Origin of the sequence: Agrobacterium vitis, from assembly GCF_037039395.1 — a bacterium.
Taxonomy (GTDB): Bacteria; Pseudomonadota; Alphaproteobacteria; order Rhizobiales; family Rhizobiaceae; genus Allorhizobium; species Allorhizobium vitis_E.
Map to the genome: position 1 here is coordinate 3,524,914 of NZ_CP146242.1, position 25,707 is coordinate 3,550,620.

At 57.3% G+C, this 25,707-nt stretch carries 22 protein-coding genes, 1 tRNA gene and 1 riboswitch; of the genes, 11 read left to right on the top strand and 12 right to left on the bottom strand.

The features are described from left to right. Positions 1-3 precede the first annotated feature (3 nt). The 5 genes from V6582_RS18835 to ilvA all read right to left on the bottom strand — a co-directional run bounded on the left by V6582_RS18835 (position 4) and on the right by ilvA (position 5,232). Positions 4-834 (bottom strand): urea amidolyase associated protein UAAP1, encoded by an 831-nt coding sequence (locus tag V6582_RS18835; RefSeq protein WP_337739180.1) that lies wholly within the window; start codon positions 832-834, stop codon positions 4-6. Between the two features lie 8 nt (positions 835-842). Next, complete coding sequence (locus V6582_RS18840; RefSeq protein WP_156630640.1) at positions 843-1,658, bottom strand: ABC transporter ATP-binding protein; 816 nt, start codon at positions 1,656-1,658, stop codon at positions 843-845. Beyond that, complete coding sequence (locus V6582_RS18845) at positions 1,655-2,473, bottom strand: ABC transporter permease (RefSeq protein ID WP_156630641.1); 819 nt, start codon at positions 2,471-2,473, stop codon at positions 1,655-1,657. The genes V6582_RS18840 and V6582_RS18845 overlap by 4 nt, the downstream gene beginning before the upstream one ends. A gap of 70 nt (positions 2,474-2,543) precedes the next feature. Beyond that, positions 2,544-3,617, bottom strand: a complete 1,074-nt coding sequence (locus V6582_RS18850; protein ID WP_156630642.1) for a putative urea ABC transporter substrate-binding protein — start codon at positions 3,615-3,617, stop codon at positions 2,544-2,546. Between the two features lie 70 nt (positions 3,618-3,687). Then, a riboswitch (guanidine-I (ykkC/yxkD leader) is annotated at positions 3,688-3,796 on the bottom strand. A gap of 185 nt (positions 3,797-3,981) precedes the next feature. Next, positions 3,982-5,232, bottom strand: coding sequence for a threonine ammonia-lyase (gene ilvA, locus V6582_RS18855; RefSeq protein ID WP_156630643.1), 1,251 nt, complete (start codon positions 5,230-5,232; stop codon positions 3,982-3,984). 689 nt (positions 5,233-5,921) lie between these two features. Between ilvA and V6582_RS18860 the strand changes: the two genes are divergently transcribed. Together V6582_RS18860 and V6582_RS18865 are read left to right on the top strand one after the other, a co-directional pair. Next, positions 5,922-6,959: a glycosyltransferase family A protein gene (locus V6582_RS18860; RefSeq protein WP_197434283.1), complete on the top strand. Its 1,038-nt coding sequence runs from the start codon at positions 5,922-5,924 to the stop codon at positions 6,957-6,959. Positions 6,960-7,098: 139 nt separating this feature from the next. Further along, positions 7,099-7,425, top strand: a complete 327-nt coding sequence (locus V6582_RS18865) for an HlyU family transcriptional regulator (protein WP_060717018.1) — start codon at positions 7,099-7,101, stop codon at positions 7,423-7,425. Positions 7,426-7,508: 83 nt separating this feature from the next. Here V6582_RS18865 and V6582_RS18870 read toward each other — a convergent pair whose 3' ends face one another. From V6582_RS18870 to V6582_RS18890, 5 genes are all read right to left on the bottom strand, one after another. Then, the gene (locus V6582_RS18870; RefSeq protein ID WP_156630645.1) at positions 7,509-9,512 is read right to left on the bottom strand and encodes a bifunctional 2',3'-cyclic-nucleotide 2'-phosphodiesterase/3'-nucleotidase; all 2,004 of its coding nucleotides are present in this window, start codon (positions 9,510-9,512) and stop codon (positions 7,509-7,511) included. A gap of 142 nt (positions 9,513-9,654) precedes the next feature. Beyond that, positions 9,655-9,990, bottom strand: a complete 336-nt coding sequence (locus tag V6582_RS18875; RefSeq protein ID WP_015916201.1) for a PilZ domain-containing protein — start codon at positions 9,988-9,990, stop codon at positions 9,655-9,657. A gap of 195 nt (positions 9,991-10,185) precedes the next feature. Continuing rightward, on the bottom strand, positions 10,186-11,784 hold the full coding sequence (locus V6582_RS18880) for an asparaginase domain-containing protein (RefSeq protein ID WP_197434284.1): 1,599 nt from the start codon (positions 11,782-11,784) through the stop codon (positions 10,186-10,188). Positions 11,785-11,804: 20 nt separating this feature from the next. After that, positions 11,805-12,314 (bottom strand): DUF1203 domain-containing protein, encoded by a 510-nt coding sequence (locus V6582_RS18885; protein ID WP_156630647.1) that lies wholly within the window; start codon positions 12,312-12,314, stop codon positions 11,805-11,807. Between the two features lie 89 nt (positions 12,315-12,403). Then, on the bottom strand, positions 12,404-12,766 hold the full coding sequence (locus V6582_RS18890) for a lysozyme inhibitor LprI family protein (protein WP_156630648.1): 363 nt from the start codon (positions 12,764-12,766) through the stop codon (positions 12,404-12,406). 255 nt (positions 12,767-13,021) lie between these two features. Here V6582_RS18890 and V6582_RS18895 point away from each other — a divergent pair, with 255 nt between their 5' ends. Next, a complete protein-coding gene (locus V6582_RS18895; RefSeq protein ID WP_156630649.1) occupies positions 13,022-14,425 on the top strand; it encodes a DegQ family serine endoprotease in 1,404 nt (467 codons plus the stop codon). Further along, positions 14,422-15,729: a replication-associated recombination protein A gene (locus tag V6582_RS18900; protein ID WP_156630650.1), complete on the top strand. Its 1,308-nt coding sequence runs from the start codon at positions 14,422-14,424 to the stop codon at positions 15,727-15,729. The genes V6582_RS18895 and V6582_RS18900 overlap by 4 nt, the downstream gene beginning before the upstream one ends. Positions 15,730-15,985: 256 nt before the next feature. On the opposite strand, the gene V6582_RS18905 is transcribed toward V6582_RS18900, so the two are convergent. After that, positions 15,986-16,135, bottom strand: a complete 150-nt coding sequence (locus V6582_RS18905; RefSeq protein WP_070164863.1) for a DUF1127 domain-containing protein — start codon at positions 16,133-16,135, stop codon at positions 15,986-15,988. A 735-nt stretch (positions 16,136-16,870) separates the two neighbouring features. On the opposite strand from V6582_RS18905, the gene V6582_RS18910 reads away from it, so the two are divergent. From V6582_RS18910 to V6582_RS18930, 5 genes are all read left to right on the top strand, one after another. Then, positions 16,871-17,977 (top strand): DUF2157 domain-containing protein, encoded by a 1,107-nt coding sequence (locus tag V6582_RS18910; protein ID WP_349508898.1) that lies wholly within the window; start codon positions 16,871-16,873, stop codon positions 17,975-17,977. Then, positions 17,977-18,558 (top strand): GDYXXLXY domain-containing protein, encoded by a 582-nt coding sequence (locus V6582_RS18915; RefSeq protein ID WP_156630652.1) that lies wholly within the window; start codon positions 17,977-17,979, stop codon positions 18,556-18,558. The genes V6582_RS18910 and V6582_RS18915 overlap by 1 nt, the downstream gene beginning before the upstream one ends. 134 nt (positions 18,559-18,692) lie before the next feature. Next, positions 18,693-18,777: transfer RNA gene (locus V6582_RS18920), tRNA-Leu, on the top strand. 384 nt (positions 18,778-19,161) lie between these two features. Further along, positions 19,162-20,643 (top strand): trigger factor, encoded by a 1,482-nt coding sequence (gene tig / locus V6582_RS18925; RefSeq protein WP_070150637.1) that lies wholly within the window; start codon positions 19,162-19,164, stop codon positions 20,641-20,643. A 171-nt stretch (positions 20,644-20,814) separates the two neighbouring features. Next, on the top strand, positions 20,815-21,567 hold the full coding sequence (locus V6582_RS18930; protein WP_156630653.1) for an MBL fold metallo-hydrolase: 753 nt from the start codon (positions 20,815-20,817) through the stop codon (positions 21,565-21,567). A gap of 58 nt (positions 21,568-21,625) precedes the next feature. On the opposite strand, the gene sthA is transcribed toward V6582_RS18930, so the two are convergent. After that, a complete protein-coding gene (gene sthA, locus V6582_RS18935; RefSeq protein WP_156630654.1) occupies positions 21,626-23,050 on the bottom strand; it encodes a Si-specific NAD(P)(+) transhydrogenase in 1,425 nt (474 codons plus the stop codon). Positions 23,051-23,428: 378 nt separating this feature from the next. Between sthA and V6582_RS18940 the strand changes: the two genes are divergently transcribed. Then, positions 23,429-24,610, top strand: a complete 1,182-nt coding sequence (locus V6582_RS18940) for an aminotransferase (RefSeq protein WP_156630655.1) — start codon at positions 23,429-23,431, stop codon at positions 24,608-24,610. Between the two features lie 25 nt (positions 24,611-24,635). Beyond that, positions 24,636-25,691: an agmatinase gene (gene speB / locus V6582_RS18945; protein WP_156630656.1), complete on the top strand. Its 1,056-nt coding sequence runs from the start codon at positions 24,636-24,638 to the stop codon at positions 25,689-25,691. Positions 25,692-25,707: the final 16 nt, after the last annotated feature.

Consider the following 25,707-nt stretch of genomic DNA (forward strand, 5'->3'; position numbering starts at 1 on the left):
CCCTTACAGCGCTGCAAATGCATTGTTTTCAAAGCCACGTACCGCTTCGGCTGTCGCCGTGCGGCAAAGATCGTCCGCTTGCGGCTGTCGGGCCTTTATCCGGCTAATGACAACGGGGTTGGGCTGGTAGAGCGGATTGGGATCGAGCGGATGCGGGCAATTGGAAAAGCCGACGATCATCTCCATCTCGGCGCGAAGCTCGATGTAATCCCCGGCATTGAGCAGTTCCGGCCTCCAGTGGAAGCCTCCGTCCGCATCGCCCCGCACGGGAGCAAACAAGGCAAGGGCTGCTGGAATGTCGCGCTTGTCGAGGCCGAGCTTGCTCGCCATGATCAGGAAATTGTCACGGGTATTGCGCAGGCCTTGGCTGCTGGCGCTGGCATATTTGCGGGCGTTGGAGGCAGCGGTGGAGCCGCCCATCAGGCAATCATGCGCGCCGCATGTGTCGTCGGTGATCGAAAACATCACCTTGCCCATGTCGGAAAATATCACCCGGCCTTTGCCAAGCCCAGTGGTCCATTGCATTTTGACGGTATCAGGCAGGTTCAGCCGTTCGGACGGCTCAGCAGCGTTCCAGGCGACCAGCGTGACGGTTGAAAACCCGTGGGGCAGGGCAATCCGCAGCGTCTCATGGGTTTTTACAGACGTGGACCAATACCAGCCGCTGGGAATGGTTTCGCTATGGATAAGGTCTGCCACCTCGATGTCCGGTGCTGGCAACGGGCTTTTACCCGGCAGGGCCTTCGGGGAAAATTCCAGGCCGTTTTTCTGGTGTTCCTCATAGCGCGCCCGGTTGGCGGCAATCTCTTCGGCAGAGCGTCGGATATGCATGATGGGTTCTCCTATCGACGATGTGCCGGGTCGTCCCGGTGAAGCCCGATGGATGCGACCGGGCCGTCCCGGTCAGGGCGAAAGATGGAAGGGGTTCCGGCTTGGCGGGGTGGCCAGATGGAAATGTCCTTGGTGATGGTGGCGCCGTAGCGCTGTTTTTCCTCCGGCCGGTCACGGGGGCGCTCGAAAGCCACAACGCGGCTGGCCAGCGTAAAGGCTTCGCGCATGTCATGGGTGACCATGACGACGGTCATCGGGTTTTCGTGCCAGAGCTTTTTCATCAGCATATGGATTTCGGCGCGAATGCCGGGATCGAGCGCCCCGAAGGGCTCGTCCAGCAGCAGCACTTTCGGCTTCATGATCAGCGCCTGCGCCAAGGCCAGCCGCTGTTGCATGCCGCCCGAAAGCTGGGCCGGATATTTCGCTTCCGATCCGGCAAGGCCAACGGCGGCAATCATCGCGCGGGCCTCATCCACGGCATTGCGCCGGGCGGAACCGAACAGGCGGCCAGCCAATGGTGAGGCGGGCAATTCCTTACCCAGCAGCACGTTGCCCAGCACGGTGAGATGCGGAAATACCGAATAGCGCTGGAAGACGACGCCGCGATCCGGCCCCGGCTCCTTCGGCAGCGGTTCGCCATCCAGCAGGATGGTGCCGCGTGTCGGCTGTTCCTGCCCCAGCAGTATGCGCAGAAACGTGCTCTTGCCGCAGCCGGATGGGCCGACCAGAGCCACGAAGCCCCGGGACGCGACTGTTAGCGAGACGCTCTCCAGCACGATCTGGTCGCCATATTCCTTCCAGATATTGTCGATCTTCAGCCCGCTCATTGGCCCTTCTCCAGGTTTGACCAGGGAAACAGGGCAATGCGCAGCCGGTCGAGCAGGACGTCAGCCAGCACGGCAATCAGCGTGATCCACAACACGTAAGGAAAGATCACATCCATGGAAAGGTAGCGGCGCACCAGGAAGATCCGGTAGCCAAGACCGCTATCGGAGGAAATCGCTTCCGCCGCGATCAGAAACAGGAAGGCCGGGCCAAGCTGCAATCTGAGACAGGTGATCAGGCGCGGCAGGATTTGGGGCAGGACCACCCTGATGGCGACCTGCCAGGAGGAGCCGCCTAGCGTTTCCGCCTTGATGATCTGTTCGCGCGGCAGGGCAAGGGCGGTGAGGGCCAGATCGCGGATCATGATCGGAGCGACACCGATGACGATCAGGGTGATTTTAGACACCTCGCCCAGGCCCATGGCGATGAACAGAATGGGCAGCAGCGCCAGCGGCGGCACCATGGAAATTGCGGCGACGAACGGCGACAGCAGCGCCCGCAGATAGGGCAGCATGCCGATGGCCATGCCGATCGTCAGCGCGATCAACAGTGAAATTCCAAGCCCGGAGGAAAGCCGTGTCAGGCTGGCCAGGGTATCGGTCCAGAGGAGATAGTCGCCGGTGCGGGCATCGGCGGTAAAGGCCACGCGGTTGATTGCATCGGCAAAGGTGGCAAAGCCTGGCAGCAGCTTGTCATTGGCGTTTTCCGCCAGCCTAGCCGCCGAGCCTGCGGCGTAGGCGACCAACACCAGCCCAAAGGGCAGGGCAGCGAGGCCCAGTTTCGCACCATTGCTTGGTTTTTGATTGATCCAACGCATCCTGTTGCTCCGACTTATTGGGGAATGTGGGGCGGAAAGATATCCGCCCCGCTCACAGGTCAGGCGTTGCTCAGAGCGCGCCTTTGGCGGCGGCGTCCATATAGGTGGTGGTGAAGCGGAACTTCACATTGGCCTTGTCGCCCAGCACCTTACCGTCAGGCATTTCGATGCCGATCACGTCGGCAGAGGGTGCGCCATTGCCCAGCAGGCCTTTTTCGAACAGGAAATTGCGTACCAGATCCATGGTTTTCGGCAGGCCGGGTGAGGTGGTGAAGGCGCTGGCATCCGCTGGCTTGTCGAACAGCTTGGTGGCGGCCAATTGGCTGTCGAAGCCCTTGAGGTCGGTGCCGGAAGCCTTGCCCATGTCCTCGCGGGCAGCCTTGCCCTCTGCAGTGTCGGCCATCATCAGCTTGACCGTATCATACCAGATGCCCGCCAGCGCCTTGCCGAAATCCGGATTGTCCTTCAGCACTTCGGTATTGGCGACCATCAGGTCCATGATTTCGCCGGGGATTTGCGAGCTGTCGAACACTTTCTTCGCCGTCGGTTCTTCCAGAATGGTCGAGACCAGCGGGTTCCAGGTGACGACCGAGGTCACATCGTCGGTCTTATAGGCGGCGACCATATCGGCATCTGAGGTGTTGACCACCTTCACGTCTTTTTCCGTCATGTTTAAGCTCTCTAGCGCCCGCACCAATAGATAATGCGAGACGGAAAACTCGACCAGATTGACGTTCTGGCCTTTGATATCGGCAAGCTTGTCCTTACCCTTCAGGATGACCGCGTCATTGCCATTGGAAAAGTCGCCGACGATCACCGCTGTGGTGTCGACGCCACCGGCGGCGGGAATGGAAAGACCGTCCATATTGGTCAGCGTGACAGCGTCGAAGGCACCGGCGGTATATTGGTTCATCGATTCCACGTAATCATTGAACTGGGTGACATCGATCTTGATGCCGTATTTATCGGCCCATTTCTTGACGATGCCATGGTCGCTGGCATAGCCCCAGGGCATCCAGCCGACATAGATCGACCAGGCGACCTTGAACTCCTTCTTGGGCGCGGCATCGGCTGGGACAAGTCCGGCCAGCGACATAGCTGCGGACAGTACGGAAACAGAGAGAAGTTTTGAGAACAGGCGCATGAATTTCCCCTTTTGCTTTTTTCAAAAGGGATCGGCATAGACCAACGCCGCCAATCCCTTGGCTAACGAGGTCTCCCGGGCTTTTATCCCGCCGTGCACCCGACAGGGATGTCTCCCCCGCCGGTGGCTGCTCTCGGACCAGTCACGCTTCTTGCGCCGGAACCCTAGCTGCCAACTCTAGCTATAGACTAGCAACTCTTATGCCAGCTTGGCAATTGCCGAGTGCTATTTGGAGTTTTCTCTGTTTATCCTTTGTTTTTTGGCGGTTTTTCAAAATTTACTGTTCTGTCATGAGCTATTATCGTCCCGCAAATGTGGCAGGATATTAAATTTTAAGCAGGCAGCGGTGCAATTTTAAACACCGTCAGATGATCAGATTGGCCAGGATTTCGTTTTCGGTGATGTCCTCGAAGCCGAGACCATTTTCATCGAAGCGTTGAAACAGGCCGGAAAAATTCGAGGCATCCGTCGTTTCAATGCCGATCAGGATCGAGCCGAAATTGCGGGCTGATTTCTTCAGATATTCGAAGCGGGCGATATCGTCTTCCGGGCCGAGCAGGTTGAGAAAATCGCGCAACGCGCCGGGCCGCTGCGGCAGGCGCAGGATGAAATATTTCTTCAAGCCGGCATAGCGCATGGCGCGCTCTTTCACGTCGGGCAGGCGCTCGAAATCGAAATTGCCGCCGGAGACGACGAGAACCACGGTCTTGCCCTCAATGTATGGACGCCCCAGCAGGCCGAGGGCAGCAATCGCCAAGGCACCCGCCGGCTCCAGCACCACGCCTTCGACATTCAGCATGTCGATGATTGTCCCGCAAATCGCATTTTCCGGCACCAGCATGACCTGAGCGGGCGGGAAGTGTTTCAGGGCTGCAAAATTGGCATCGCCGATCCGTGCCACGGCGGCGCCGTCGACAAAATTATCGACCTTGGGCAAGGTGATGACTTCACCCGCTTCCAAAGAGCGTTTGAGGCTTGGCGCGCCGACCGGCTCGGCAAACAGAAAGGCGGAAGGTGGCAGGTCTTCTGCCAGATAGCCCGTCATGCCCGCACTCAAGCCGCCACCGCCGACGGGCATGATCACCAGATCGGGCGTGACCTCTTCCGGTAGTTGCTCCAGAATTTCGGCAGCAACGGTTGCCTGGCCTTCTATGATATCGGCGTGGTCGAAAGGCGGCACCATCAGGCCGCCGGCTTCTTCCACATAGTCGCGGGCTGCCTTGTAGCATTGGTCGAAGATATCGCCGACCAGCCGGATGGTGATGAACTCGGCACCGAACTTGCGGGTCTTGTCGATCTTCTGTTGCGGCGTGGTCACCGGCATGAACACCACGCCATGCACGCCGAAATGACGGCAGGCAAAGGCGAACCCTTGCGCATGATTGCCGGCTGAGGCGCAGACGAAGATCTTGTCGGTCTGTCCCCGGGCAATAACCTTGCGGAAGAAGTTATAGGCGCCGCGCACCTTGTAGGAGCGCACCGGCGTCAGGTCTTCGCGTTTGAGATAAATATTGGCATTGAACAACGTGCTCAAGTGCTCGCTCAATTGCAGAGGTGTCGCGGGGAACAGGTCGCGAAGGGCATGAACGGCATCTTGAACGGCAGTTTTTGTCATGGTCTGGTTTCCAGCATCGGCAATATCAGTTCTATCTGCTAACCCATCAATCCCGAAGTTGGAACTGCTTTAAGCAATCCGGCAGCAGATAGTGAAAAATACGATTTCACCTTGGCAGGTATAGGCGAACGACGTTGCTGACGCGCTCTACTGGAGCGAATGCAGGGAGAGCAGGGCGCGAAACACCACTGCCAACCCCTCAATCCATGTCTCGATATGGATCATAAGCCGACGCTATCAGGAAATTTACCATAAGTTCCGTTTTTTGCATTCAAGCATGCAATCATAGATGGTTGCATTGCGTAGAATAAATCCACTTATGGTTTGTAAAATATCCCCCGTAATAAAGGGGTAGATGTACACCAATCTTCCAAAATGTTGATTTCGAATAGTTTTTCTAAATTCTACTGCTTGAACAGTGCTGTCCCAATTCGGGAAAATTGCAAAAATACATATGTAGCATAATGGTAATTCTGATTTAGTTCCCGTGATTCTTAAAAAAATAGACCCAATAAATGACGTTTCTAGATGTTGCTGGCTCGGCTAATGTTGTGTAGGCTTAATTTTGTATTAATGCTTTTTCCGTGAACGCTGCGGCATCAGTGATGGTGTCTGAACAGATCTTGGCTGCGTATGGCTTGAAATCCGTGCGTGGCAGAGGGGGTCGTTGAAGCAACGTGAGGTGTATGATGAGTGTATCGGTTGCTGTCGTGATTCCCTTTTTCCAGAAAGAGAAGGGAATTTTATCCCGGGCTCTGGAATCGATTAAATCGCAGAAATTAGACAGTGACGTTGAGATAAGCGTTGTTATCGTTGACGATAGCTCGCCAATTTCCGCCAAAGAGGAACTTGCTGATTTCGAGGCCGGTGCCAATCTGCGCATCGTTCTGCTTGAAAAAGACAATGGTGGACCAGGCGAAGCGCGCAATATGGCGCTGGATTATCTTGAAGCCGATCCCGTCAACTATGTGGCCTTTCTCGATTCCGACGACGTCTGGCATGACGACCACATTCAGCGCGCCCTGGACGGGCTTGTGTTTGGCGATTTCTTCTTCTGCAACCATGTTCGCGGCAAGTATTATGCTGACTATTTCATCAGTCTTCCCGGCACGCGCCGCGCACTTGCTTCCGATGAAGACCTGATCTGCGGTGACAATTACCATGCGTTCCGCAAGGGCCAGCTGGCGGAAGTGATGATCCGCGAATGCCCACCGCAGACATCGACCGTCGTTTACCGATTCGAGAAAAATGCCGGTTTGCGTTTCAATGGCGCGCTGCGCAGTGCCGGCGAGGATCATGTTTTCTGGATCGAACTTTGCCTGTTCAACGACACGGTGATCGATCCAAAGATCAATGTCAGCTGCCTGGAAGGCGTCAATCTCTACTGGTCCAACGTGTCCTGGGACAGCCCGAAATCCGTGGCAATCCAGGGCTGTCTGGCCCTTCAATATAATTATCTCAAGGATACGCCTGTTATCCTGCTTGCCGATCCGGAGACTGTTCTGTTCCGCCAGAAGCTCTATGAAGGCGCCTATACCTATGCCTTGTTGCGTGGTCTGGCCAAGGGCTACCTGCCGGATTTCAAGGTTCTGATGCGGCTGGTTGCCGCCTATCCCGGTTATCTGATGCGGGCGCCAACCAGCTTTCAGTTTTTCCTGCGCAATCGTCGTGTGATGACCAACGAAACCGCAGTGAAATCCATGCCTGCCGAGGATGCGGTCGCCTGATATCGGCGTTTTATCGCGGGTTCTGAGCAAAATCGCTTGATTTTATGATCATGCTTGCCGACAAACGACATTGGTCTTGGCCAGGATGCGGGAGCGTCCCTGGGCTATGACATTTGTTGGCAGGCAGAGGGCAGTTGCAATGGCATCCTTTCTTTCGAAGATCTTTTCGGCGTTTTCGGGTTCGTCATCATCAGATGAGACGAAGCAGTCCGTTTCCGCCGAGCCGCAATTGCATGGCGATTGCCGGATCTATGCCGAGCCGATCAAGGAAGGCAGCCAGTTGCGTTTGGCCGGGCGGATCGAAAAGGACGTCAATGGCGAGACGCTGACCCGCAGCTTCATTCGCGCCGATATGTTTACATCAAAGGAAGATGCGCTGGACTGCACCTTCCGCAAGGCCCGTCAGATCATCGACCAGAACGGACCTTCGCTGTTTGCCGATGGCGCGAAGGATCGCAGCGCCTGATATCCGTCACTTGCTTCTATCGTAACGCATAAAAAACGCCCGGATTTGGTCCGGGCGTTTTGCGTTTCAGGTGGAACGTGGTTTTACAGAATCAGCCGGTAATTGGCAAAACCGTCCGCGCCGTCACCGGCATCCTCGATCTTCGCGCCCTTGACCTCAGCGGCGAACGCGCGACCCTTGGGGCCTGTCTGGAAGCTCGCCGTCGTGTCGGGGATTGCGGCAAAGCGCCAATTGCCATCGGCGGAGGGGTTGATGGTGCCCTGCGCGACGATATAGCGGACGATGACATCGCGATTGGTATCCGGGCCGACGAAAATCACCTTGTCGGAGGCGATCTCAGGGAATTTGCCACCACCACCGGCGCGATAATTGTTGGTGACGACCACAAATTGCTGGGCGGGATCGATCGGCTTGCCGTTAAAGCTCAGGTTCTTGATCCGGCTTGCCTCCGGATTGACCGGCTTGCCATCCTTGTCATATTTCGCTGGCTGCGACAGGTCGATCTCGTAGGTGACGCCGTCGATCACATCGTAATTGTAGGATGGGAAGTCGAGATTGAGCAGGGCTGCATCCTTCGATCCGGGCTTGATCTGGTTGAACATGCCAGCCGACATTTCCAGCCAGTTCTTGACTTGCGCGCCTGTTATCAGCACCGCCTGCACGGTATTCGGATAGAGATAGAGGTCCGAGACATTCTTGATGGCGATATCGCCTGCGGGAACATCGGTATAATAATCGGCGCCACCACGGCCGCCAGCCTTGAACGGCGCTGCGGCTGAAAGTACCGGGTAATCCTTGTACTTCGTCTCCTTCAGCATGTCCTTGATATACCAGGTCTGGGCATTGGACACGATCTGCACCGAGGGGTCGTCGGCCACCAGGGCAAAATAGGAGTAAAGCGGTGCAGAGGTCTTGCCAACAGGGGTGCGCACGTAAGTGAGGGTCGCCTCGTGCTCAGCCTTGATTGCGGCGGCTACTTCCGGCTTGTCCTTGACATCGGCGATGATCTTCTTGGCGTCGTCGCGGTGATAGATCGGCCGGGCTTCGGCGGTAAAATCAACGATTTTCCAGCTCTTGCCGTCCTTTTCCAACAGAAGGTCGATCAGGCCCATATGCGAGCCCCAGAAACCGGCCATCACCGCTGGTTTGCCCATCAATGTGCCTTTGACCGGATCGGCACCCTTGATGCCGTCCCAGGTTTTCGGTCCGGGAAAGACCAGATGCTGATGGCCGGTAAAGATCGCATCGATGCCTTCGACACCAGCCAGATAGAGCGAGGCATTTTCCATTTTATCGGTCTGACCGCTGCCATCGATGCCGGAATGGGAGAGCGCGATGATGATGTCGGCGCCTTGCTCCTTCATTACAGGCACCCAGGCGCGGGCGGCCTCGACGATATCGCGGGTCTGGGCCTTGCCTTCCAGGTTCTTGGCGTCCCACAGCATGATCTGCGGCGGCACGAAGCCGATAAAGCCGACCTTGACGACGCTCTCGGTGCCCGCGCCATCCTTGATGGTCTTTTCGATGATGGTGAAGGGCTTGAAGAATAGTGCGTCGCTTTTTGGATCGGCGGCCAGCTGGCCCTTGGTCAGGTTGGCGCAGACGATGGGATATTTCGCCGCCGCCAGCGTGTTGAACATGAAGTCGAGGCCGTAATTGAATTCATGATTGCCAAGCGTACCGCAATCGTAGCCCAGCGTGTTCATCGCCTTCATGACGGGATGCTGGTCGCCAGCCTTGATGCCTTTCTTATAGGCCATGTAGTCGCCCATCGGGCTGCCCTGCAGCAGGTCGCCATTGTCGATCAGCATGGAGTTTCCGGCTTCGGCGCGAATAGCATCGATCAGCGTCGCTGTGCGCGCCAGACCCATCGTGTCATTGGGCTTGTCGGCATAATAGTCATAGGGCATCAGGTTGACATGGATATCGGTGGTTTCCATCAGCCGCAGATGCGCCTGGTTGGCTGCCGCGCGGGCGGCAAACGGATGGAGCACGACGAGGGCGCTGGCGGCGGCAAAGCCACTCAGCAGCGAGCGACGCGTAATGGGGTGCAGGTCGGTAGGGCGCACGTGAGCGAGTGGCGACATGGGAAGGCTCCTGGCAAATGTCATCGTCGATGCGTAAGCATCGCAAACCAGTTGCCTTCATATCATGACAGGTTGATGATGCTAAACTGAAATACCATGCGCGCCAGACATTGACGGATGGCACTCCCTCCGGCGATCAAACCTATCGTTTCAGGACGGGCCGCACTTCCTGGTGGAAGTTGCGAAAGTAAGCGGCGACCTTCGCAATGGAATTGCTGTTCTGACGAAATTGAATGCCCAGCCGTCCGCCCCGGTTCCAGCGGACCATGCCCTCCAGTAGACCAATTTCCTCATTTTCGATGAGGACGGTGCTGCCAGCCGCTGCGTGGAAGGCAGTGTAGAGTTCAAGTGCCAAGCCTGAGCGTGAAATGTCGATGATCCGGCAATCGGCAACCTGGCGCATATAGCGCACAGCACTATCCATGCGGCAGCGGCTTCGGGGGGCTGTGCGAATGTCCATTTTTAGGTTGTTTTGCATTGTGAAAGTCTTTTTTCTCGGTTCCTTTCCGGATTTTAGAAGCGACCGTTGTAAATACGGTAAAAGATCTCGTTAAAATTTCAGCTTACACCGAGCAGACCGAAGCTGCCCGCCACGTCATACGAACGGCTATTGAAAATTGCAGCTCGCATTCCAATTTTTTGGCGAGGATGTGGATCACATCTTCGGACCTTCCTACTGGTCGGGTGTGAGCAAAAAACTCTTGCTCCAGAGCGGTTGGCGGTGGTTGTAATCATAAACGCTTAAACACACCGTGTTTTCATCTGGCTGCCCAAGTCGCAATTGCGACGAGGCACCTTGCTCGCCACCGGTCTTGCTCTGCCACAGCGGCTGATTGTTGCGGTTATAGAAAACCAGATTTCCATCGTCTCGCATCTGCAATCGGCCGGGTAGGGCGGCTTTTTCATTTTCGTTCAGCATTGACCCCAGCATCGACCAAAGCGTCTTGCCTGAACTATCGCGCACTTGCGGACCGAGCACCGGGTCGTTCAGCAGGCTGGCGCTACCATTGAACGTGGTTAGCGATTGGCCGGGCAGCAGCACAGCGTTGCTGCGGCTGTCCAGCCGGGAAATATCGGTCATCTCGCCAACCAGCGGGATCTGCATCAGATATTTGACATCGTCCAGTGACCAACCATTTGCATCGCGGGCCGCCAGAAGCACGGTCAGCTTGGCGAGGGAGGCCATGACGGTCATATCCACCGGGTTCAACGCGCCTATGGCGGGCAGCCAGGCCCCTGCGGCATAGGTATTATAATCCACAGCACCTTGGAGAACCTGGGTATTATCGACAATCACCACGCCGGCCCGGTTGGCCTCATCCAAGGCCTTGTAGATAGCGCCTTGGTCCGGCTGCCGGGCATTGCCGCTTGGGAAATTGCCCGCGCCATAGGCTTGCAGCACCAGTCCGCCAATGCCCTGGGTCACGCAGGCGCGGATCATATCGGCCAGCAGCGCCTTACCTTGGGCGGCATCGTACCAGGCGGGAAAGGCCCCGAGAGTGATGACTGGGGCCTTGTTTATGTTGGAGGTGATGGCCTGCAATTGGGCCAGGGTTTCGGCCCTTGCGGCTTCATCATCCAGGCTGACGGATGATGATACGGGCGGCGGCGGGGTAAGGTCGGCATTGAGGCCGAGGGTGATGCCATACTGGCCGACAACCGGTAAATTCGGACTGGAAAAGCCGCGAAACTGGCTGGCATCGGCTTTCACCACACGTGAGGCGCGCATCAACTGGCTATCGAAAAACACACTGACACCGGCAAGGCCCGTCTGGGCGGCCGCGACCGCCCCACACACATTTTGAAAGGCGTCACTATTGAACGTCATGCCGGAAATCACCCCCGGCGTTGGGGAGTGAAACAGCGGCACCTGCGAGCCGGTGAGGATCACCGGCTTGCTGAGTTGCGCCAGCACGGTGCCATCGGCACTGAGGCGCGCCAGCAGCATGGCCAGTGCCGTGCCGCTGTAATCCATCGTATCGGTGCCATGCAGCACGATCCAGCCGTCCACCGTGTCGTAGCGCTCCAGAATATGGCGGGCAATCAGGCACCAGTCGGAGGGTTGCAGATTGGTGCTGTCCAACATGCCGCTTTCGCTTTCGGGAAAAGCGAGGTCGGTCACATAGTCCAGCACCAGATCGGCAAATTTCTGCTTGAGAATCGGGTCGAGATGGGACTGGCAGGCTGCCTTGAATTGCGTGCTGGTCATCGGAGCCAGTGGATTGCCGACGCAGCTGATCGTGCCGCCGGTATTGATGACGCCAATTTTCAAGACATGTCTCCTTGCAGTGCCTAGACGGTTTCCAATCCCTCCGACAGGTCTTCGCCCACCGGGGTCCGCTCGATCCTGCATTGAAAGCAGTTGTTGCGAGCCGACCGGACATGCACATAGGCGATTTTTTCGTCGTGGAGAAGCTCTTGCGCGCGCGCCGCAATTCGGGATGTCTCGGTAACGGCCCCGGTGCCATAGACGATCCTGTCATCATGGCCATAACCACGCACAATATAATCAGGGCTTTCGAAGATGGGCGGCAAGGTATCGCCATCATCGTAAGCCGCGCATTCCTCGGCGTGAAGAAAGATCGGTCCTGTTTCGGCATAGGGCTGTAGATGCGGGAAAGGCCGATAGGCCAGGGTCAGATAAGGCTCACCTTCGGCAATTGACGCCAGGCAATGGCGGCATTGATAACTGCCACCGGGCGAGATGCGGCGCTCCGGCGCACAGCCATAAGCATCCGGCGCACCGTTGCGGTAGGCTTCGGCAAGGGTGGACGGCATGGGGGCAAAGCGGATGGTCTGCATTGTCTGGCTCCTGTTTGACGTGAATGTGCCAAACTCTTGCCTGGACGGTGGACTGAAACCACCCGGTTCTTGCCAGCGAGCAAAGAAACTTAAAGCGGCCGTTCAATCTTGTCGTAAACGCTCTTCAATGCCTTCAACCGAGCATCATAGGCCTTGGCAATGCAGTCATTGTCGGCATTGCAGGACTGGCGGGTTTTCAGCCAGACTGTCTGCTGGTCCTGCAATTCGCCTCGATTGCCCATTGGCAGCAGGCCGGAAATCAGCTCGAATGTGGTGACCATCTTCACGTCGAGGTCGTTCAGAGCACGATTGTCGCAAATCGCTTTTTCATCGGCCTTCAGATCGGTCTTGGTGCAATCGAAGCTCGCGGCCTCGCTGTGGCGGGGCATCATGCCTGCAATCACCAGGGTGCTGAGAAACAAAATCGAGGCGGTGGCAGATGCGGTTTTCATGATCATGGCTTTCCCGTCATTTGACGCGGCAGGCTTTTCGCAGTCAAGGCTATCAAGAATGCGCTTCACCAGCAAATGTTCCCCGCTTTGGTGGGGTGGATCATCTCGGTTTTCATTATTGTCGTTGCGCTGAACCGTCGCTGCTTGAAATGACGATGCTTTGCCACAATTTTCACCCAAGAGCCTATTTTGCTTTGCCAAGACCTCCCATAAGACTTGACCGTCAAGTTTTGGGAGAATGAAGAGGAAACCCGTATGCGTGGCCTGAAATCGATGTCTCCCGCCGTCATCGTCCTTGCATGTCTGGCCGGTTCACCGGGGCTGGCGCAGGACGCGAAAAGCCTGCCCCAAAGCCGCGCGGATATGCAAATGTCCTTTGCCCCTCTGGTCAAGCAGACCCATGGGGCTGTCGTCAATGTTTATGCCGAGCGGATTGTCCAGAGCCGCGTCAATCCTTTCGCTGGCGATCCGTTTTTTCAGCAGTTTTTCGGCCAGCGGTTTCCCAACCGCACGGAACGCCAGACCTCGCTGGGCTCCGGGGTGATTGTTGAGTCGAACGGCACGGTAATGACCAATTTTCATGTCATCGCAGGGGCAGACGATATCAAGGTGGCGCTGTCCGATGGCCGGGAATATCCGGTGAAAGTGGTCTTGAAGGATGAACGGTTGGATCTGGCCGTCCTGAAAATCGACGCCAAGGAAAGCCTGCCGACGCTGAAAATCGCCGACTCGGATAAGATCGAGGTTGGCGATCTGGTGCTGGCAATCGGCAATCCCTTCGGTGTCGGCCAGACGGTGACCAGCGGCATTGTCTCCGGCCTGGCACGCAATCAGGTATCGGAAGGCGATTTCGGCTTCTTCATCCAGACCGATGCATCGATCAATCCCGGTAATTCCGGTGGCGCGCTGATGAATATGAATGGCGAGCTTATCGGGCTGAATACCGCGATCTTTTCCAAGGGCGGTGGGTCTAACGGTGTTGGTTTTGCCATTCCAGCCAATCTGGTCAAGGTGTTCCTGGAGGCGGCTGACAAGGGTGCGGCTTCGTTCGAGCGGCCTTACGTTGGCGCCACATTCGAGCCCGTCACGTCAGATGTTGCCGATGCACTGGGCTTGAAGCAGGTTTTGGGTGCGCTTGTGACGAAGACGGTGGAAGGCGGTCCGGCGGATAAGGCCGGGATCAAGGCGGGGCAGGTGATTACGGCGGTGGATGGGGTTATCGTCGAGCATCCCGATGCCCTGAACTATCGCCTGACGACGATAGGGCTTGGCAAATCGGTCACCTTGAACGTGATCGACAACGGCAAGCCGAAGGACATTACCTTGACGCTGGCCGGTGCGCCGGAAACCCGCCCGCGCGACGAGCAGGTAATCAAGAACAACAGCCCGTTTGAAGGGGCGACGGTCGGCAATCTATCGCCGCGTCTTGCCTATGAATTGAAATTGAACACGCAGACGACTGGCGTGGCCATTACGGCTGTCGCCGATGGCTCGGTTGCCCAGCGGCTTGGCTTCCAGCCCGGCGATATCATCGTCTCCATCAACGGTACCGAGGTCACCTCGTCGCGGGACATGGTGCAGATTGCCAAAAGCTCGCCTGCCTATTGGCGGATCGAGATCGATCGCAACGGCCAGCGGATTCGGCAGATGTTTCGATGAGTGATCTGTTTGCCCCGAAACTGGATGAGGACATGGCGGCCCGCAGGCCGCTGGCGGATCGGCTGCGGCCGAAAACGCTCTCCGATGTGACGGGGCAGGATCATCTGACCGGGCCGGACGGTGTTCTGGCCCGGATGATTGCGTCTGGCTCTCTGGGGTCGATGATCTTCTGGGGGCCGCCCGGCACCGGCAAGACCACCGTTGCCCGGCTGCTGTCGGGGGAGGCCGATCTGGCCTTCGAGCAGATTTCGGCGATTTTTTCCGGCGTGGCGGATCTGAAAAGGGTGTTTGAGGGCGCCCGCGCACGGCGGATGTCCGGTCGCCAGACATTGCTGTTCGTGGATGAGATCCATCGTTTCAACCGGGCGCAGCAGGATAGCTTCCTGCCGGTCATGGAGGATGGCACTGTCATTCTGGTCGGTGCCACTACTGAGAACCCGTCTTTCGAGCTGAATGCCGCGCTTTTGTCGCGTGCCCGCGTGCTCACCTTCAAGCCGCATGACGAGGAGAGTATTGAGACGCTGCTAAAACGGGCCGAAGCGACCGAGGAAAAACCCTTGCCGCTGGATGAGGCTGCTCGTACCAGCCTGATCCGCATGGCGGATGGCGATGGTCGTGCGGCCCTGACGCTGGCCGAGGAAGTCTGGCGGGCAGCGCGCCAGGGAGAGGTTTTCGATACCGAGGGGCTGACACGGATCGTGCAGCGGCGTGCCCCGGTCTATGACAAGGGGCAGGACGGCCACTATAATCTGATCTCGGCGCTGCATAAATCGGTGCGCGGCTCAGACCCGGATGCGGCGCTCTATTATCTCTGCCGGATGTTCGATGCAGGCGAAGACCCGCTTTATCTCGGTCGAAGGCTCGTCCGAATGGCTGTGGAGGATATCGGTCTCGCCGATCCGCAGGCGCTGGTGGTCTGCAACGCCGCCAAGGATGCCTATGATTATCTCGGCTCACCGGAGGGGGAGCTGGCTCTGGCGCAGGCCTGCGTCTATCTCGCCACCGCGCCGAAATCCAACGCGGTTTATACCGCCTATAAATCAGCCATGCGCGCCGCCAAGGAAAATGGTTCGCTGCTGCCGCCCAAGCATATTCTCAACGCCCCAACCAAGCTGATGAAAGGCGAGGGCTATGGGGACGGCTATCGCTATGACCATGACGAGCCCGATGCGTTTTCCGGGCAGGATTATTTCCCGGAAAAAATGGGCCGCCAGACCTTTTACGATCCGCCGGAACGCGGTTTCGAACGGGATATCCGCAAGCGGCTGGACTGGTGGGCAAAGCTGAGGCGGGAGCGCAATTGACGTGATGAAGGTCGCCGGTATGTTTACCGATCCAGTTCCTCGTGACGGAAAATCATGTCTCGCAGCATTATAAAACAATAAAGCGCCGGACACCCGGAAGGGAATGTTCGGCGCTTCAAATGTAAATTCAAGCGATCACTTGAGCGCTACAGCGCCGTGCGCCATATATGTCGCACAAAGGTTCGCTGTAGCTCCTTATATCTGCTGCATAATTTTCTCTTTAAACCGATTCCGGTTTAAAGAATTATGCAGTAGATCAGCCAGCCTTGACGGCGTGGCGGGCAACGCGACGGATGTCGTCACGGCCAATGCCGAGGTCGTGCAATTCGCGGTCCGACATGCGGCCCAGTTCAGAAATGGTCTGACGATATTTGCGCCAGTTGGTCAGCGAGCGAGTGATGTTCATGGTCTTGCCTTTTTTCAGCGTTTGCTGGCAAATCGGCCAGCCCTCATGTGTTGAGGTGAATATATGCGCTGCGGCATAAATTATGAAGTGTCATTCCAGCGGAGCACCTATGCCGTGAATGCATGGCATCTCAATGATTTGTTAAGAAGTGTCTATTTCTCGAGCAAATTCGGCTCAACGCGCTCTGGCGGGTGAAATTTTGCGTTGGAGCGGTTTTAGTCGTTCATGAGCCATGGAGAAGAAGAGGCTGAACACAATAACGCCCACCGGGGGAGGAGATCCGGTGGGCGTCATTTGAAATGGGCGACAACTGGGAGGAGGAGGGTTGTCAGCCCGTTCGGCGCGCATTGGGAGGAGGAGTATGCTGCACCGAAACTTGTTTTCAGCTTGCGCTGTCTGCATCCGTAAACACTGATGTTCTCGTCTGCTGTTGGTATTCATCCTACCGTTTTTACGGGTTTTGTGCAGTGCGATATTATCATGAGAGCTATGCGTTTGATGCATAAATTAACTGTGGCTCGTCGAACGGCCCATTGTCGATCTGATGTTCTCGCTGCTGCGGCACTGAAAACGGGTTTTCGACATTGGTGAAAAGGCGCCTATATAGAGCATCGTACCGAAAAGTGGAAACCGGTTTTCGGGCAATACGGTGCGAAAACAAAAGCCTATAGCATCGTGCTGATTACGTTTTTCCGCTTGATGCTATAGAGGACTGCCGCGACGGACGGAGCTATGATGTATCGGGCGAAACTGAAGAAAGATCTTGATCGCTGGACCGGTATGGGCCTGATCAGTAAACAGGCCGCCGAGGCGATGATCGAGGATCACGATGGCCGGGCGGGTAATTTCAATATCGGCGGCGTGTTGCTCATGTTGTCGGCGGTGCTGGTCTCTGCTGCCATTCTGCTGCTTGTGGCGGCTAATTGGCAGGCCATTCCGCGTCTGGTGAAGGTTTCTGCTCTGATTCTGCTGATCTGGGGCTTTCACGGCGGCGCGGCCTTCTGCCTCGCTCAAGGGCGGCAGGCGTCGGGCCATGCTCTTCTGGTGCTGGGAGCGGCCAGTTTCGGCGCGGCGCTGTCGCTGGTTGGCCAGCTGTATCACCTGTCGGGCGACCTTCTCGATCTGGTTTATCTGTGGATCGGCATGGCGAGCCTGTCCTGCCTGCTGTTTCGCTCCGGCGCGATGGCGGCTTTCGTTGGTGTCCTGGGGCTGGGCTTGGCGGCAGCAACCCTTGATCAGTTCAATTTTTCCTGGATGCCGGAAACGGTGTGGACGCCGCCGCTGCTGGCTGTGCTCGTTGCCGGGCTGGCGCTTTTCACCGGAAACATCCGGGTTCAGCATATTTCTGGTCTGCTGATTCTTGGCTGGCTGGGCTGGATCTATGCCGAAATCATGCAGCCCGGCCTTGCCATGGCCTATGTGGCTTTCGGTATTGCCGCATTTGCGGCGTCGGCTCTGCCGCAGTTTGCCCGACATATGTCCGTGCAGATTGCCGGTTTTCATGCCTTGCTGATGGCGGCAATGGGCCTTTTCATCCTCAATATAGACTATGATCACGGCTTTCCGCTGGCCCTGGTGGCCGTTACGGCAGTCGCCACCTCCATTGCTGCCCTTACGCTTCGCGGCCGTCACGATGGCGTGGTGAGGGCGTTGGCCTATCTGATTTTCGCAGGCGAGATCCTCTATCTGTCCTTTACAACGATCGATTCTTTGCTGGGCACATCGGGCTTTTTCCTGATCGCCGGTGTGATTGTCGCTTTGCTGGCCCTCGGCGTCAGCCAGATGGAAAAGCTGCTGGGCACGCGCAAGCGTCCGATGATGGTTGAAGGACGGGAGCGGTGATGATGCAGCGCAATCATATTTTTCGTCTGGCTTCCGCTGCGATTCTTCTGGCTGCCCTGCAAACGGCGGCGATTGGCTACCAGATTGGTGAGCGGGCCAATATTTTGCGCAACGGCCAGGAAGTCCTGTTGCGGACTGAGGCCGTCGATCCGCGCGATCTGCTGCGCGGCGATTATGTCGTGCTGAATTATTCGATTTCCCGCATTCCTGAAGAGAAGATCGTCGGTCCTCGTCCATTGCGCCGGCAGGATGTTCGCCTGCATGTGCGCGTTGTGCCGCAGGCCGATGGCTTTGCCACGGTCGAAGAGGCATCGGTCGCCGATCTGTTGCCAAGGCCCGGAAGCGTGGTGCTGTTAAGCGAGCCACTGTCCTTTCCGTCGCCTCTGGCGCCCGGAGACAGTTTGATCGTGCATTACGGGATCGAGCGATTCTATGTTCCCGAAGGCGAGGGTGGCGGTATCGAGGCACAGCGCAATCAAGGTGCGGTCTCAATCGCCATACGAGTGTCTTCTGCGGGGCGGGCGCAGATCCGGCAATTGTTCGTTGCGGGCCAGCCGGTTTACCGAGAACCGGATTTTTGACCGACGCCTGCGCGGGCTACGATTTTCCGGTGAAGACATGTCACTGTCATTTTTCCTTTGCGTGTTGAAAAACGGGTGTTATAGAGACCGCGCTCCGGCGGGGTCATGCAAAGTGCATGACGTTCTGATGGATCGCGGGTATGGTGAAATTGGTAGACACGCCAGATTTAGGTTCTGGTGCCGCAAGGCGTGGGAGTTCAAGTCTCTCTACCCGCACCAGAACGTAAGGCAGCAAGGCAGAGGGCGGGAATGCGTGCATTCCGGCCCATTGTTTGTATGTTATGGTCTATGTGATGAGGCCTGCACGCGTGGCCTATAGAGCTGCTTTGCCTGGCAAAATGCTGAATGTTTGCCACACAGCCGCCTCTGGATCAGCGGAGGAGTGCTGGCTGGATAATCCCTTGAACCGGTATTGGTTCAAGGGATTATCCAGCGAACTTAAAGTATTACAGCGTTCCATGTGCGTTTTTATCAAACGCACGGCACTGTGGAGAACCACCGGCTGCCTCGCAGCCCAGACGATAAGAACCGGCTGTCCGGGCACGGGCGCCAACGAAACACATGGCTGTCCGAGCATGGCTGCCACGACACGAAGGTTAGAACATGCAGGTTATCGAAACGCTCGCTGAAGGGCTGAAGCGCGAACTCAAGGTCATCATTCCGGCCGCTGACATGGAAGCGCAGATGAATGAGCGCCTTGCCGACGTCAAGGACAAGGTTCGCATCAACGGTTTCCGTCCGGGCAAGGTACCGGCAGGTCACCTGAAGAAGATGTATGGCAAGTCGGTCATGGCCGAACTGGTCAACGAAATCGTTCGCGACCGTCCCTCCGCTATCCTGTCTGAACGTGGCGAAAAGTCCGCGACCCAGCCGGAAGTGGCGATGACCGAGGACGAGGCAGAAGCCGACAAGATCCTCAATGCGCAGGCCGATTTCGAATTCACGCTTGCCTATGAAGTCATTCCCGCTATCGAATTGAAGCCGGTTGACGGCATCAAGATCGTTCGCGAAGTCGTTGAAGTGTCGGAAGACGAAGTCAACGAGCAGATCATGAAGATCGCCGAAAGCGCGCGGACCTTCGCCACCAAGGACGGTGCGGCTGCTGATGGCGACCGCGTCACCATGGATTACCTGGGCAAGGTCGATGGCGTTCCCTTCGACGGCGGCAAGGACGAAGACGCAGAGCTGGTCATCGGCTCCAACCGCTTCATTCCCGGCTTTGAAGAGCAGTTGGTTGGCCTAAAGGCTGGTGACGAAAAGGTCATCAACGTGACCTTCCCGACCGAATATCCGGCTGCAAACCTGGCTGGCAAGGACGCCACCTTCGACATCACCGTCAAGGAAGTTGCGGCTCCCGCTGAAACCGAGATCAATGACGAGCTGGCCACCAAGCTCGGCCTGGAATCGGTCGACAAGCTGAAGGAAATCGTCCGCGGCCAGATCGAAAGCCAGTACGGCAATGTCACGCGCCAGAAGATCAAGCGTCAGATCCTTGATCAGCTGGACGAGATGTACAAGTTCGAGGCGCCTTCGCGTCTGGTCGATGCCGAGTTCGACAATATCTGGCGCCAGATCAACACCGATCTGCAACAGTCCGGCAAGACCTTCGAAGATGAAGAGACCACGGAAGACGCCGCTCGCGAAGAATACCGCGCCCTGGCTGAACGTCGCGTTCGTCTCGGCCTGGTTCTTTCCGAAATCGGTGAAAAGGCCGCTATCGATGTGACCGAGGAAGAAATGCAGCGCGCGCTTTACGCCCAGTTGCAGCAGTTCCCGGGCCAGGAAAAGCAGATCATCGACTTCTTCCGCAACACGCCCGGCGCTTCTGCCTCGCTGCGCGCTCCGATCTTTGAAGAAAAGGTCATGGACAAGCTGATTTCCGAGGTCAATGTTACGGACAAGACCGTGACCAAGGAAGAACTGCTGGCCGAGGACGAAGACGGCGACGACACCAAGCCTGCCAAGAAGTCGGCCAAGAAGAAGGCTGCCAAGGCTGAAGACGCTTCCGCTGAAGGCGAAGAAGCCGCTCCGAAGAAAAAGGCTGCTGCGAAGAAGAAGGCTGCTGACGAAGGCGACGCTGAATAAGCGATCCTTCTGCGACTTCGGAAATGATAAAACCGCCCTTCGGGGCGGTTTTTTTATGGTGATGACGGTCTTTCTGAAAGGCGGGTGACGCCCGGCAGGACCGGTGCTTCCAGAGAATCAATTGTCTTTGATAGAAGGCTGTTGAAACATCCGAACGGTTGGGAGAGCGGCATGCAGATAGAATTGATCCGCAGTTCCACGCTGCGATTAAAGATGGCCGGGCAAACGCTGCTGATCGACCCTTGGCTGGCGGCGAAGGGGCAGGGACGAAGCTATCGCGGGGGCTTGACCTCGCCACTGGTCGATCTGCCAATCCCGGTCGAGCAGGTGCTTCACGGCATTGATGCGGTGCTGGTTTCGCATCTTCACTCCGATCATTTCGACGATGTTGCCAAACGTCTGTTGCCACACGACATCTCGTTGTTCTGCCACCCGCGTGATGTGGCGGCGATCCGTACCCTGGGCTTTTCGCGGGTGATGGGGCTTGAAAGTGCCACACAGCTTGGCGACGTTCATTTGGAAACGACAGATGGCCAGCATGGGCCGCCTGAGGTGCTGGCGGATATGGGAGACGTCAGCGGCTTCCTGCTGCGGGCTGCCGGTGAGCCGGTGCTTTACTGGGCTGGCGATACCATTCTGTGCGATGCGGTGCGCCAGGTGCTTGTCGATCACCGACCGGATGTGATCGTCGTTCACGCCTGCGGTGCGGAATGGAACGGCTGTGGACCGCTGGTAATGGATGCCGCCATGGTGATGGAGGTCTTGCAGCTGGCGCCGCAGGCCATGGTCATCGCAACCCATCTCGACGCCGTCGACCACGCCACCGTCAGTCGCGCCGATCTCGCCGCCGCTGCTCAACGGCAAGCGCCAGAGGTCAGGGCAAGACTTTATATCCCGCCCGATGGCGCCAGCCTGGTTTTCTAGACTATTCCTGCAAAAGTGCGCAGCGGTTTAGCTCTGGCGAATGCCAGCTTTCTGCCCCTTATTGCGCCTCATTTTTCACGGTTTTTTCGACCTTCAGTTCTCCCATCCGGTTCCAGGCGTCCAGTCCGGCGATCTTGTAGGCTTCGGCCAGCGTTGGGTAATTGAAGGTGTTTTCGACGAAATATTCCACCGTTCCTTTCAGGTTCAGCACGGCCTGGCCGATATGGACCAGTTCGGTTGCGCCTTCGCCAACGATATGGACGCCGAGCAGGCGGCGGGTTTTCAGCGAGAAGATCATTTTCAACATGCCGCTATCGAGGCCCATGATATGGCCGCGTGAGGTCTCGCGGAAATGGGCAATGCCGCATTCATAGGGAATGGCGCGCTGTTTGACCTCTTCCTCGGTTAGCCCACAGGTGGAAATTTCCGGCACAGCGTAAATTCCATAGGGGAAATATTGCGGCGGTTCGCCGGAGGGCGCGCCAACCGCATGGCGGGCGGCAATGCGGCCTTGTTCCATCGATGTGGAGGCCAGACTCGGAAAGCCGACCACGTCTCCAGCCGCATAGATGTTGGGAACATCGGTCTGGAAGGTTTCAGGATTGACCTTCAACCGGCCACGGTTATCAGCCTCCAGCCCGCACGCTGCAAGGTTCAGCGTATCGGTAGCGCCGACGCGGCCTGCGGCAAACAGCACCATTTCGGAATTCAGCACCCGGCCATTCTTCAGCGTCACATGACATTTGCCATCTTCCTTTTCGACCTTTTCCGCCGATTGTCCGAAGATCAGCTTCATGTTGCGGTCACGGAGCTGGTAGGAAAAGTCCTCGACGATTTCCTTGTCGATGAAATCCAGCATGGTGTCGCGCGGCTCTACCACGGTCACCTGGGTATCTAGGGCGCTGAAGATCGTCGCATATTCGATGCCGATAACGCCCGCGCCGATCACCACCATGGAACGAGGCACGTCCTTGATGTGAACGATATCGTCGCTGTCGAGAATGCTGACACCATCGAAGGCGATATGCGCAGGCCGGTGTGGGCGGGTGCCGACTGCCAGCAGGATTGCATTGGCGCTGACCCGTTGCACTTCGCCATCTTCTTTGGTGACTTCAAGCGTATGAGCATCAATGAAGACCGCGTGACCACGCAATTGGTGTACACGGTTGCGGGAAAACTGATGTTCCAGCACATCGACTTCATGGTCGAGTGTGATCAGCAGGCGGCGGCGAAGGTCATCGGCGCTGATTTCCTGCTTAACGCGGTAGGAACGGCCATAAAATCCGCGCTCGCGCCAGCCGGTCAGGTTGAGAGCTGTTTCACGCAGCGTTTTGGAAGGGATGGTGCCGGTATGGACGGAGACCCCGCCGACATGACCGCCGCGCTCGATGACCAGGACCTTCTTGGAAAGCTTGGCGGCCTGAATGGCAGCCCGGCGTCCTGCGGGACCGCTGCCGATTACCACGAGATCATACTGGTACATATCCGTTCTTCCTGTTTGCTACCGGCCTGCCTTGGCCGTTGCCTGGCTTGTCTCTCAACGCAATTTCATATGCCAATGACGACAATGATAGCAGAGCATTCTAACTGTTTGGTTATCCCGCATTGCACTGCACACAAAAAATCCCCTTAAAAAAGTGGGTCTTTGAGGGGTGCCTACTGCACGAGAAACACCCACGAGAGGATCGGGCGGTTCATGCAACGAATCCGGAAATGGTGCTATTGGATTGATATCTTGAGGAGATGACGGTTTTCGTTGCCACTGTGGAAGATTATCCGTGCCCGATTAGTGCAGTGATTGCGCCAGCCGGTCACGACAGCCTATATATTTGATGTTTCTCCCGCCAATATGGATCTTCCGATGTCTCTTGCCACCTTCAATCCGCGTGTCGCCGGGCTTGCGACGCCGCCCATTCCCTCGGTTTTCGGTTGGGGGCGCGCTTATGATGGAGCGGCGGGACCGTTGATCGACCTGTCGCAGGCCGCACCCGGTCATCCGCCACATGCCGATCTGTTGGCCTGGCTGGCACAGGCCGCGGGGTCTGCCGAGGCCTGCGGTTATGGCGCAATCGAGGGGGAACTGGTGCTCCGGCAGGCTTATTGCACGCATCTGGCCGCGCTTTACGGTGCAGGTTTCACGCCGGAGCAGATTCATATTACCGCTGGTGCCAACCAGGCCTTCATCTGTGCTGCCATGGCGCTGGCGGGGGCGGGCGAGCGGATCGCACTGACCGATCCCTTCTATTTCAACCATGATACAACGCTCGCCATGCTGGGCATCGAAACGGTCGCCTTGCCCTGCGACAGCGACAACGGTTTCCTGCCGGATCTAGACCACGCCGAACAGGTGGTGAAAAGCGGCATCAAGGCGCTGGCGCTGGTGACGCCCAACAATCCGACTGGAGCGGTCTATCCGAAGGAACTGCTCGCCGATCTCTACCGGCTCTGCCGCGCTCATGGCGTCTGGCTGATTGTCGATGAAACCTACCGCGATTTTCTCGATCCTGATTTCGGCAGGCCGCATAACCTGTTTTTGCAGCCGGACTGGGCGGAGGGTCTGATCCAGATTTACAGTTTTTCGAAATCCTTCGCCATTCCCGGTCACCGCCTGGCGGCGATTTGCGCTGGTGGACCTGTGGTACAGCAAATAGCCAAGATCATGGATAATTTGCAGATCTGCGCGCCGCGCGCTGCCCAGATCGCGCTTGCCAAGGCGCTACCGGTTCTGGATGGCTGGCGGGCGGAGAATGCCGCCGAGATCGCCCGGCGTACCGTGGCGCTGCGCCAGGCCTTCGACCTTGTGCCGCAATGGCATTTGGCATCGATCGGCGCTTATTTCGCCTTTGCACGCCATCCGTTCGGACAGGCCACATCCACGGAGGTCGCGCAGCAATTGGCGCGGCGAGCGGGCATTCTGGCGGTTCCCGGCGGATTTTTCGGGTCGGGGCAGGAGGGTTATCTACGGCTTGCCTTTGCCAATGTCGATTGCCCGACCATCGCGACATTGCCGGATCGGCTGAGGACATTTACGTTGGCGGGTTGAACCCTGTCTGGAAAAGGTGACGGTTATGGCCTTCGACAATGAAAAGCTTGACGCGCTGCGACGTAAATATGGTGGCGAAAGCGGCGGGGAAGTGTTTGATCCCCGCTTCAAGCGGGTGGCTGAAAAGATCTTTGACAGCAAGGGGACAAGGCTTGCTCCTTATTCCGGCATTCCGACCTTTCTATCTGCGCCCTATCGGCAGGTCGAAGCGGACAATCCGGATTTCGGCGGTCTGGATGTGGGGATTATCGGTGTGCCGATGGACCTTGGCGTCACCAACCGCCCTGGTTCCCGCTTCGGGCCGCGGGCCTTACGCACCATCGAGCGGATCGGGCCATATAATCATGTGCTGGATTGCGCGCCTGTGCATGAGTTGAAGGTGGCGGATGTCGGTGATGTGCCGTTTGCCAGTCGCTATCGGCTGGAACAGAGCCATGTCGATATTGAAAAACGTATCAGTCAGATGGTGGCACAAGGAGTGGCGCCGCTCAGCGTCGGCGGCGATCACTCAATTACGCATCCGATCCTGAAGGCGGTCGGCAAAGATCGTCCGGTCGGGCTTATCCATATTGATGCGCATTGCGACACCAGCGGAATGTTCGATCAGACCAAGTTTCACCATGGCGGTCCATTTCGCAATGCGGTGCTGGACGGCGTATTAGACCCGACGCGCACGGTACAGATCGGCATTCGCGGACCGGCGGAATATCTTTGGGAATTCAGCTATGAAAGCGGCATGACGGTTATTCATGCCGAGGAGATTTCAGCGCTTGGCATTCCAGCCGTGATCGCCAAGGCTTTGCAGGTGGTCGGGGATGGCCCGACCTATCTGTCCTTTGATATCGACAGTCTCGATCCGGCCTTTGCGCCGGGCACCGGCACGCCAGAGATTGGCGGACTGACCACGCGCGAGGTGCTGGAATTGCTGCGCGGTGTGAAAGGCGTCAACCTTGTTGGGGGCGATGTGGTTGAAGTCGCGCCGCAATATGACGCGACGACCAATACTGCGCAGGCGGGCGCCCAGGTGCTGTTCGAAATTCTTAGCCTGATGGTTTACAGTCCGTCGATCGGCAGAAAATAGGCGAGGGTGACCACGT

What these genes read in the sequence shown, in the direction of transcription:
- V6582_RS18840 (WP_156630640.1), bottom strand. Translation starts at nt 1,658, where the DNA reads ATGAGCGGGCTGAAGATCGACAATATCTGGAAGGAATATGGCGACCAG.
- V6582_RS18845 (WP_156630641.1), bottom strand. Translation starts at nt 2,473, where the DNA reads ATGCGTTGGATCAATCAAAAACCAAGCAATGGTGCGAAACTGGGCCTC.
- V6582_RS18850 (WP_156630642.1), bottom strand. Translation starts at nt 3,617, where the DNA reads ATGCGCCTGTTCTCAAAACTTCTCTCTGTTTCCGTACTGTCCGCAGCT.
- ilvA (WP_156630643.1), bottom strand. Translation starts at nt 5,232, where the DNA reads ATGACAAAAACTGCCGTTCAAGATGCCGTTCATGCCCTTCGCGACCTG.
- V6582_RS18860 (WP_197434283.1), top strand. Translation starts at nt 5,922, where the DNA reads ATGAGTGTATCGGTTGCTGTCGTGATTCCCTTTTTCCAGAAAGAGAAG.
- V6582_RS18865 (WP_060717018.1), top strand. Translation starts at nt 7,099, where the DNA reads ATGGCATCCTTTCTTTCGAAGATCTTTTCGGCGTTTTCGGGTTCGTCA.
- V6582_RS18870 (WP_156630645.1), bottom strand. Translation starts at nt 9,512, where the DNA reads ATGTCGCCACTCGCTCACGTGCGCCCTACCGACCTGCACCCCATTACG.
- V6582_RS18875 (WP_015916201.1), bottom strand. Translation starts at nt 9,990, where the DNA reads ATGCAAAACAACCTAAAAATGGACATTCGCACAGCCCCCCGAAGCCGC.
- V6582_RS18885 (WP_156630647.1), bottom strand. Translation starts at nt 12,314, where the DNA reads ATGCAGACCATCCGCTTTGCCCCCATGCCGTCCACCCTTGCCGAAGCC.
- V6582_RS18890 (WP_156630648.1), bottom strand. Translation starts at nt 12,766, where the DNA reads ATGAAAACCGCATCTGCCACCGCCTCGATTTTGTTTCTCAGCACCCTG.
- V6582_RS18895 (WP_156630649.1), top strand. Translation starts at nt 13,022, where the DNA reads ATGCGTGGCCTGAAATCGATGTCTCCCGCCGTCATCGTCCTTGCATGT.
- V6582_RS18900 (WP_156630650.1), top strand. Translation starts at nt 14,422, where the DNA reads ATGAGTGATCTGTTTGCCCCGAAACTGGATGAGGACATGGCGGCCCGC.
- V6582_RS18905 (WP_070164863.1), bottom strand. Translation starts at nt 16,135, where the DNA reads ATGAACATCACTCGCTCGCTGACCAACTGGCGCAAATATCGTCAGACC.
- V6582_RS18910 (WP_349508898.1), top strand. Translation starts at nt 16,871, where the DNA reads ATGTATCGGGCGAAACTGAAGAAAGATCTTGATCGCTGGACCGGTATG.
- V6582_RS18915 (WP_156630652.1), top strand. Translation starts at nt 17,977, where the DNA reads ATGATGCAGCGCAATCATATTTTTCGTCTGGCTTCCGCTGCGATTCTT.
- tig (WP_070150637.1), top strand. Translation starts at nt 19,162, where the DNA reads ATGCAGGTTATCGAAACGCTCGCTGAAGGGCTGAAGCGCGAACTCAAG.
- V6582_RS18930 (WP_156630653.1), top strand. Translation starts at nt 20,815, where the DNA reads ATGCAGATAGAATTGATCCGCAGTTCCACGCTGCGATTAAAGATGGCC.
- sthA (WP_156630654.1), bottom strand. Translation starts at nt 23,050, where the DNA reads ATGTACCAGTATGATCTCGTGGTAATCGGCAGCGGTCCCGCAGGACGC.
- V6582_RS18940 (WP_156630655.1), top strand. Translation starts at nt 23,429, where the DNA reads ATGTCTCTTGCCACCTTCAATCCGCGTGTCGCCGGGCTTGCGACGCCG.
- speB (WP_156630656.1), top strand. Translation starts at nt 24,636, where the DNA reads ATGGCCTTCGACAATGAAAAGCTTGACGCGCTGCGACGTAAATATGGT.